The sequence below is a fragment of the Sulfitobacter sediminilitoris genome, assembly GCF_010667575.1.
GTDB lineage: Bacteria > Pseudomonadota > Alphaproteobacteria > Rhodobacterales > Rhodobacteraceae > Sulfitobacter > Sulfitobacter sediminilitoris.
In genome coordinates this window covers 1-7,663 of the sequence record NZ_JAABNT010000049.1, presented here as the reverse complement: position 1 = coordinate 7,663, position 7,663 = coordinate 1, and the positions used below count along the sequence as shown (strand labels likewise).

At 55.6% G+C, this 7,663-nt stretch carries 9 protein-coding genes and 1 pseudogene; 7 read left to right on the top strand and 3 right to left on the bottom strand.

Going from position 1 to position 7,663, the window contains the following annotated elements:
• Positions 1 to 799 precede the first annotated feature (799 nt).
• Positions 800 to 1,120, bottom strand: a complete 321-nt coding sequence (locus GV827_RS22775) for a c-type cytochrome (protein ID WP_164356563.1) — start codon at positions 1,118 to 1,120, stop codon at positions 800 to 802.
• Between the two features lie 955 nt (positions 1,121 to 2,075).
• Here GV827_RS22775 and GV827_RS22770 point away from each other — a divergent pair.
• The 5 genes from GV827_RS22770 to GV827_RS22750 all read left to right on the top strand — a co-directional run bounded on the left by GV827_RS22770 (position 2,076) and on the right by GV827_RS22750 (position 4,439).
• On the top strand, positions 2,076 to 2,276 hold the full coding sequence (locus GV827_RS22770; RefSeq protein ID WP_164356561.1) for a hypothetical protein: 201 nt from the start codon (positions 2,076 to 2,078) through the stop codon (positions 2,274 to 2,276).
• Between the two features lie 73 nt (positions 2,277 to 2,349).
• On the top strand, positions 2,350 to 2,721 hold the full coding sequence (locus tag GV827_RS22765; protein ID WP_164356559.1) for a DUF6538 domain-containing protein: 372 nt from the start codon (positions 2,350 to 2,352) through the stop codon (positions 2,719 to 2,721).
• The gene (locus GV827_RS22760; protein ID WP_164356557.1) at positions 2,691 to 3,629 is read left to right on the top strand and encodes a tyrosine-type recombinase/integrase; all 939 of its coding nucleotides are present in this window, start codon (positions 2,691 to 2,693) and stop codon (positions 3,627 to 3,629) included. Before GV827_RS22765 ends, GV827_RS22760 begins: the two co-directional genes overlap by 31 nt.
• Positions 3,626 to 3,805, top strand: coding sequence for a hypothetical protein (locus GV827_RS22755; RefSeq protein ID WP_164354975.1), 180 nt, complete (start codon positions 3,626 to 3,628; stop codon positions 3,803 to 3,805). The genes GV827_RS22760 and GV827_RS22755 overlap by 4 nt, the downstream gene beginning before the upstream one ends.
• A gap of 295 nt (positions 3,806 to 4,100) precedes the next feature.
• A complete protein-coding gene (locus GV827_RS22750) occupies positions 4,101 to 4,439 on the top strand; it encodes a GYD domain-containing protein (protein ID WP_164356555.1) in 339 nt (112 codons plus the stop codon).
• 387 nt (positions 4,440 to 4,826) lie between these two features.
• On the opposite strand, the gene GV827_RS22745 is transcribed toward GV827_RS22750, so the two are convergent.
• Complete coding sequence (locus GV827_RS22745; protein WP_164356553.1) at positions 4,827 to 5,456, bottom strand: MSMEG_1061 family FMN-dependent PPOX-type flavoprotein; 630 nt, start codon at positions 5,454 to 5,456, stop codon at positions 4,827 to 4,829.
• 125 nt (positions 5,457 to 5,581) lie between these two features.
• Positions 5,582 to 6,214, bottom strand: a complete 633-nt coding sequence (locus GV827_RS22740) for a glutathione S-transferase family protein (protein WP_164356551.1) — start codon at positions 6,212 to 6,214, stop codon at positions 5,582 to 5,584.
• A gap of 131 nt (positions 6,215 to 6,345) precedes the next feature.
• Here GV827_RS22740 and GV827_RS24180 point away from each other — a divergent pair.
• Together GV827_RS24180 and GV827_RS22735 are read left to right on the top strand one after the other, a co-directional pair.
• Positions 6,346 to 6,525, top strand: a pseudogene (locus GV827_RS24180) (helix-turn-helix domain-containing protein); the annotation flags it as partial.
• 48 nt (positions 6,526 to 6,573) lie between these two features.
• Complete coding sequence (locus tag GV827_RS22735) at positions 6,574 to 7,302, top strand: LysR substrate-binding domain-containing protein (RefSeq protein WP_235930703.1); 729 nt, start codon at positions 6,574 to 6,576, stop codon at positions 7,300 to 7,302.
• Positions 7,303 to 7,663 lie beyond the last annotated feature (361 nt).

The window sequence follows — 7,663 nt, the reverse complement described above, 5'->3', positions numbered from 1 at the left end:
CTACCTACCCTGTCTGCTTCCATTACTCATACCTAATTCAGGTATGACCTAAACCTACCACTACAACACCCCAAAGGACCCACCCCGAACGGGGGCATTTTCGGGGGCATTTCCGCCCCGAGAGGCCTCCGGAGAGCCCGTAACGACGATGTAAAGAAGAAGTGGCTGGGATGGTAGGAAACCTTGCCTTGGCATTCTGTTCATGGCCTTAGCGGAGGCAGTCGGAAAAAGGGGGCATTTTCGGGGGCATTCTGCCCGTAATTGTAGCCAACAATCAGCACCATCAGACAGGCCGTCAGAACCCCTCTCTGGGTCGCCCTTGGGCCACTATACCGACTTCCTAACAGCATCCCTCAGGGGCGCTTTCCGTGGCTCTATGGGTGCGGTCTGGCTCTCTTAAGAAGACACCTAAGCCATTGTTATGATGACCACATACAGAGGTCAGGGACCTATGAGGGATGGTCTCTCAGGGGGTAGTAAGAATTAGGTATGAGTAATGGAAGCAAAGAATAGGGAGGAAGGGGAAGCTCTGAGAGGAATACCCCTACTGGGAGGCTCTGATAGGGGTGCCCATACGAGAGACCATTAGGACTGCTGGCCGGGTTCAACGGGTGGAACGGGTGTGGGTGCGATTGGGAACACCTAGACGGATAAGTAGGTGGCCGTACTCCGAAAAAAAATAATTATGAGTCAGGAAGCAGTAGAAGGTAGGAGGAAGGAAGGGGAGACCCTACCCGGGAGGCTTAGAACGGGTCCTACGGGTGTCTATGGGGAACGGACATTAAGCAATGCTGGATCGCTAGTCCTCCAAGGACATGATGTAGGTCACCATGTCGTCGATGTTTCCGCCAATCATGTATTCCGTGAAGCGTGGCATCTTGTCGTGGAGGGGCATGACAATCCGGTTGTGGACCTGTTCTTTCGATCTGAACTTGGCGATGGCGGCAAAACTGGGTGTCTCAAGCTTGAAGGGACCATCGGGTTCGATGTTGTGACAGCGAGAGCAATACTCATCAGCGATCATCCTTCCCATCTCCAGATTTCCTTCCTCAGCGGCGACACCCGTAGCGAAGGGGAACAGGGTAAGTGTTGTTGCTGCCAATCGTGGTACAAGCCGCATAGGTGCTGTCCTTTCTCGCGCCGTCTGACCGGTCACCGCATCGCAAGCAGGATACATTCCTAACAGGGCCTCTGGCTACCTCCTTAGACATGGGTCTGAGCAAGTGATGACACAGAGAACAGAGAAGTAGAAAAGGGATCATAGGACGGGACCTCCCGGGGGAAGGATCCCTGTCAGGGTATGTGGGACCGAGGAACCCGAACGGGTCTTGCGAGCGTGGGGGGGAGTTGGTGGGCGGTGGTGTTGGGTTTGGAGGAATGGATAGACGAAGTGGTGGGAAGTCGGGAAGTGTGAGTTTAGTCCCAGATGCACAGCAAGCATCGGCTATTGGTGTGCGGGTGCTGCGGATTTGGGGCTTGCTGGTGTTCAGTTTAATTTAGCCCTGTGCGTAAGCATCAAAGACTTTTCTCTCATCTCCGCGGCAGACCGTTACATAAGCAGGATGATTAACCCCGAGCCAGCAAAAGCCAAGGCGACCAAAGAAAGCCGCCGCAGGCTCTTGGCCCGCTGCTTGACCACACTATTAACAGACTCACTGGGATAAGGGTCTGAGTAACCTCTGCCCGTCATCGCTTTTCCTCTTGCCGCACCCCGCCGTCACTAACTGTGAAATTCGTCAAGAATAAGGCGCTTCGGGGCTGCCGAAACGAGAGAGAGGGACCGCAAGAATCCGAGCAAAGCCAAGCATCTATACAAAGTAAACCTTCAATGGAGATGTATAGATGTTCACTACCTTCCCGCTGCTCGTCGCAGCCGGGGTCGGCTCTCGGCTGGCCCTCTCTCTGACCCTGAGACGGCGCTACGGCCTCTCTCTGGAGATACCTCAGGTCCTAGCGATTGGTCTGGTCGTGCTGGCTGTGTTGCCCAGCTGGGCCACCCCTCTGACCTTACCGCTACCGTTCGGCTTCGTGCTAGGGGCTGTCCTGCCTGACCTCCTGCTTCGGAGGGCCTGAGCATGGATGACCCCTTTAACCTCCATGAAGACGATGTCGTGGTCATTCGTGCCTTCGACGAGTGGCCCGAGCACCTGTTCCAGGTCTGGGAGGTCTATGATGACTGCATCACAGGCTACTACCTCACAGGCCCCCTCGAGGGCGTCTACGGCGAACCCGCCTTCGACCTGATCCTTCGGGTCCACAGCCGCGCTAACGGCTGATCGGAAGAGGCGCTCGTCCTCTGACCCCACACCCATCCCATCACAATCAAGCTTACCAGAAAGGAGAAGGCTTATGTCTTCTGCACCCATTCGCTATGCCTACCTGAAAGGTCAGACATGGCTCTATCGTCGGAACTACCCCAAGGAAGTTGCTGCTGTTCTTGGGCAAAAGGCCCTCAAGCAATCTCTAAAAACCAGTGATGCAAAGGTGGCTCGGAAACGGGCTGCCGAGGTGAACGCCCGGTATGACGAGACCGTCGAGCAGGTTCTGTCTGGGGCCTCCTCTCTGCCACAGAGGGCAACAGCTGGCACCCCTGCATGGCCCCCCCATCGGAAAAGGCTCTTGCTGCTCTCCGGGCGACTCTGCGGCACTCTGAGCCCCTCCGGTATCCGGGGAAGGTTCAGCCGTCGGCCATGGTTCAGCAGTCCGTGCGTCGTTACCTGATGCTGCGACAGCGGGAGCTGCGTCCCGGGGGCTTCAAGTCGGTCCGGTACTCCCTGGAGCTCTTCGCCTCGAAGTACGGGGATCGCCCTCTGACGGCGCTCTCCCGGGACCATGGGCGGGAATTCCTGTCTCTGATCGCCCAACTGAGCCCCTTTCTTGGCAAGTCCAGGAAAACTCGGGGGTTGTCGCTTGATGCCTCTGTCGCATGGTCCCGCTCGGCAGACAGCCGCAGGATCACGGGGCGCACCCAGCGCCGCATCTGGTCACAGGTGAAGCACTGGCTCGACTGGTGTGTCTACGAGGGGGAGCTGGAGACCAACCCCTTCGACTCGGTCCGCTTCGAAGCCAAGGTCCGGTACGCCCCCTATGCTGTCCCGACTGACGACGAGGTCAGGGCTCTCCTTGGGCAGGAGGATCCCCACATCGGTCACGTTCTGCGTCTCTGCCTGCTGTCGGGGGAGGCTGTCGGGTTGCTGCGGGAGGACCTCCTGGACAAGGGCAACCTCGGGCGGTTCTTCCACGTCAGGCCCAACGCGCTTCGGCTGCTGAAGATCGAGGCGGCGGAGCGGCAGGTGCCGGTACACTCCAACCTAGATGCGGTACTGGATCAGCTCCCAGCCCGAGGGCCACTGTTCCCTGATCTCACTGTCAATGAGGTCACGAAGCAGTTCGCGAGGATGCGTAGGCGGCTGGACATGGAGCGGCCCGGGCTGGTGTTCCACAGCACCCGCAAGTGGTTCATCACCCAGTGTGAGCGAACGGGTGTGCCTGAGCACTTCACAGCGTCGCTGGTGGGGCACAAGTCAGCCCGGTCAGAGAACGGCATCACCTACAGCATCTACTCAGCTGGCATCAGCGACGCGCAGAAGCGGGCCATCGTCGACCAGATCAGGTTGCCGTCGTCATGATGGTTCCTCCTGACATTGAAGCCTTCGAGGAACGTGCTGCCATTGCAGAGTTCGATGGGGGTCTGACCCGGGCAGAGGCTGAGGACGTGGCCGCTCAGGATCAGGGCTTCATCAGTGCCCAGTACTACTGGCAGTGGCTCGCTGACTACGTCGTCAACAAGGGCTATCCCCGATGACAACTTCCCCGGCTGGCATTGCGCTGGCCGGGGGGACTGCTCCTCTATTTTTTTTTGCGGGTGTAACGGGTGCCACGGGTGTGGGGAACCGGACATTCATGCTGGACGAAGCCGGAGTCTGCTGTGCGGACAAAGCCGACCTTTGGCAGTGTAACCGTTCGAAGCGCGTGAACCATGCAAACGTTCTGGCACCACTGGGCTCGAAGGGTCGAGCTATCATTCTCACACATGTGTGATAAGCTGACGATTGTGCCTTCAAGTATTAAAGGCACCATTTTTCACCAAGGAGATAACTATGAGCTTGTATTGTCTGAAAATTCAATATGCCCCAGATGCCATCGCGGCAATAACCAAATCGGCCTCAAATCGTGAAGACGCCGCCCGAACGGCGATAGAATCCGTCGGTGGAAAATTGCACGGATTTTATGGCATATTTGGTGATCCAGATGGATTTCATGTCATGTTGATTGGAGAAACACCGAGCAATACTGAGTATTTGGCAACGGTTGTTTCAGCCGTGCTAGGCGGTGCAATATCCAATATCAGAACCAACGCACTATATACTGCAGACGAAATGGTTGGCGCTGCGAATCTCATCAACGGTGCCAAGGTCGATTACAAGCCCGCCAAGTAAGTAGCCCTTTTCCAAAGTGAGATATCACCTAAGCCATGTCCGATACTGCGCGGGCATGGCTTCCGGACGGCCGTTGATCCGGCTAATTCCGGCGACAGCCTCACTTTTACAGCCAGACAGTTTATGCCAGGCAAAATCCAGGCCGCCACATTGCGTAAACACTCCCTCGAAGATTAGGATAGTGGGTAAGAAGGGCTCAGAGCGGACTTGCGGCGGCGCAGCGGGGTAAGCTTGGACTGCGCTCCGTAAGCGGCCATTCCCGAAACACAGAAAATTCAACGCTTTCAGCGGCGTGGCCCGATGCCCGGACATTCGGTTGTTCGGATCAGTCGTTGGACTACAGACCCCGGAACGACGGCTGTGAGCCCGAAGCGGTCCAAACAATTATCAGTAAAGCCGGCTCTCTTCGTCATCCGTATGGATGACCTGAACGTCTTCGACTGTCTGCTCACGATCAACTGTGCCGACAACCCATTCAGCAAGCGTGGGTGCCGTACCTCGCGATGGCCAATGGTCAGGATGCCAAAGCCTCGAGCGGATAAACGACTTCGAACAGTGCATGAAGACTTCTTCGACATCCACGACCATAGCAAGCAACGGCTGCTTGTTGTTTATGGACAGGCGTTCGCTAATCTTCTGATCTTTCACAATGCGTGCTTTGCCGGCAACGCGAAGGGTATCGCCGTGACCCGGCACTACAAAGATGAGACCAACATTTGGGTCGGTTAAAAGGTTCACAAAACCGTCAACGCGATGATTGCCAAGCCGATCCGGAATAATGAGCGTCTTATCGTCAAACACTTCGACAAAACCGACCGGATCACCCTTGGGTGATACATCAATCAATCCTTGTGATGCCTTGGTCGCGACAATCACGAACGGCGCGCATGAAATAAATTTCCTGGCAACAGCATTTATTCGATCAGTAACCTTTAGGTCAGTGTTGGAACCCTTGTACTCGGGGAGCAGTTCTCGAAGCCGTTCTATGTCCGTGATTTCTTCATCGACCTGCAACATGTTGTGTTCCCTGAATTGAATGCTTTCGAAGCTACAAGCGGGAGGGAAACCACGCAACTGCAACGGCGGTCTTGTCCCGCAAAGTAGCTACTGGAGCAAACCGCAGCGATTGACCGCTCGGATACTCAGGTCGGCGGCAGTGCATGTGTCTCCATTGCGGCCTTGTAGGAACGGCTCTCATTCACAGATTTGCAAAGCGCGCTGAGCTTGGGTCGTGAGCCAAAGAGAGACTGTTTGTTGGCGTGCCACTCTGTCAGCATTGTGACGTAAAAATCGAGTGCGGTCAGACCGCTGGCCATGAAGTAGGGATCGCCCGCAATCGCATCCTCGATGACATCGAAAAATGCGTCGTAGTCGACAGCTGCTTTTGCGCCGACCTCCTCGATCGCTTTGCTGCTTTTCGCATAACGCTCAGGGTGCCCGAGGCGTGCTGCAGTCATGTAGCCTGAGGTCGTCATGACATTTAGCCAAAAAAGAAACTCTCCACGGTTGTCATCGCCGGGCGCCGGAGCGACACCGCTCTGAGTATACATCTCGCCTAGCAGCGTAACAATTGCAGCAGTCTCTCCAATCGTCCTGCGATCCGCGTAGCCGAGAGCCGGTATCCGGCCGGTTGGATTTAGACGCAGGAAATCTGGAGTCCGATGTGCGTCTGCGCCCATGTCCACGTAGTGTAGTCGATATTCCGCACCGATTTCTTCAAGGACTGACTGCACCACAATCGAGCCTGCCAGATATTCCCAATACAGCGTGAACATGCCTCGTCTTCCCCATGGTTCCGTTTTTCATGGCGGCTTCCTGTGCCCCAATGCTCAGTATGGCCGGGTGCGATTGCTTTGCACGCGTGATTTCATTTGGCCGCTCTAAAGAAAACCTTTAGGCTGTTGCCATGCATCTTTCTCATTTGAACGCTCTGCGCGCTCTGGACGCTACATTGCGGCATGGGAGCTTTTCACTGGCCGCCAACGAACTTGGAATTACTCCGGCTGCTGTTGGGCAAAGGGTTCGGTCTTTAGAACTTTACCTCAGCAAAAGTCTGTTCATTCGCTCCAGCTCGGGCATCGAGCCAACTGAGGATGCGTTGCGGGTTCGGGAATTATTGGAAGGCGGCTTTGCAATGCTTGCCCAGGCATTTGAGCAACTGAAGCCGAACGACCCGACTGGCCGTCTACGCATTACCCTGCCGGAGTCCTTTTCGGAAAATTGGCTATCGCCGATGCTTGTGGAGTTCCACCTGCAATACCCGGATGCGGACTTATACTTGGACCCATCCAATCGCGATATCGACTTGGTGAGAGAAGACTATGATCTTGCGATCAGATTCGGTCCAACCCGTGACACTGTATTGGAAGAACGCGTGCTGTTCGGTGATTTCGTGGCCCCGGTATGCTCGCCCGCTTTTGCAGGCCAGCAAGGATTGGGTCCGGATGTGCGATCGCTAAAGGGTATACCGCTCATTCACGTCACCAATCGCACCAAGGACCCGGGCTGGCTTGACTTTCGCGCATGGGGCGATGCCTTTGGGTTTGACCGCGATCATCTAAACCATGGTGTACGCATCTCGAAAACAGGTTCAGGGCTTCAAGCCGCGGCAGCGGGTCAGGGGTTGGCGATTTGCGGTATTGTGGAAGCATTTCACGCGTTGAAAGCAGGATCGCTCATTTTGCCATTCGGTCCGTCAATGATATGCCAGACAAAGTACGCCTATCGTCTCCTATGGGCGCGATCCCGAGCGAAATCTAATCCGCGGGCGCTATTCATCGAATGGATCACAGGCAGATCAGACCGTTTCGTCAGTGAGTTAGACGCATACCTCGCTTCCCAAGGCTCAAGAGCGTCCGGCTAGCGGCCGCATTGTCCGCGTCTGGTTAGTTGGAACGACTTGCGGCGAAGGGGCGGTCTGGGTTTAGGCAAATTTGGCGCCTGTGAATGACCGCTTTGACGACGCTGCCGCACTGAAAAATAAACGGTTCTGCGAGTGCGAACGAATGCTGCGTCAGCAATAGCTGCGCTAGCAAAAGGCTGCAAAGTCCGCTCAGCAGAACTTAGTGCTGAGCGCAGCTAATGGCTGGAACGAGCCGATTGTGTTGAAAAACTCTTTGATTTGGACAGGTCTTCTTGAACTATCGCTTTGATTTCTTTTGGATGTCGAGGTCTGCCTTTCACCTCATCCTATTGTGGGCAGCATGGGCTTGAGCTTCGCCAGC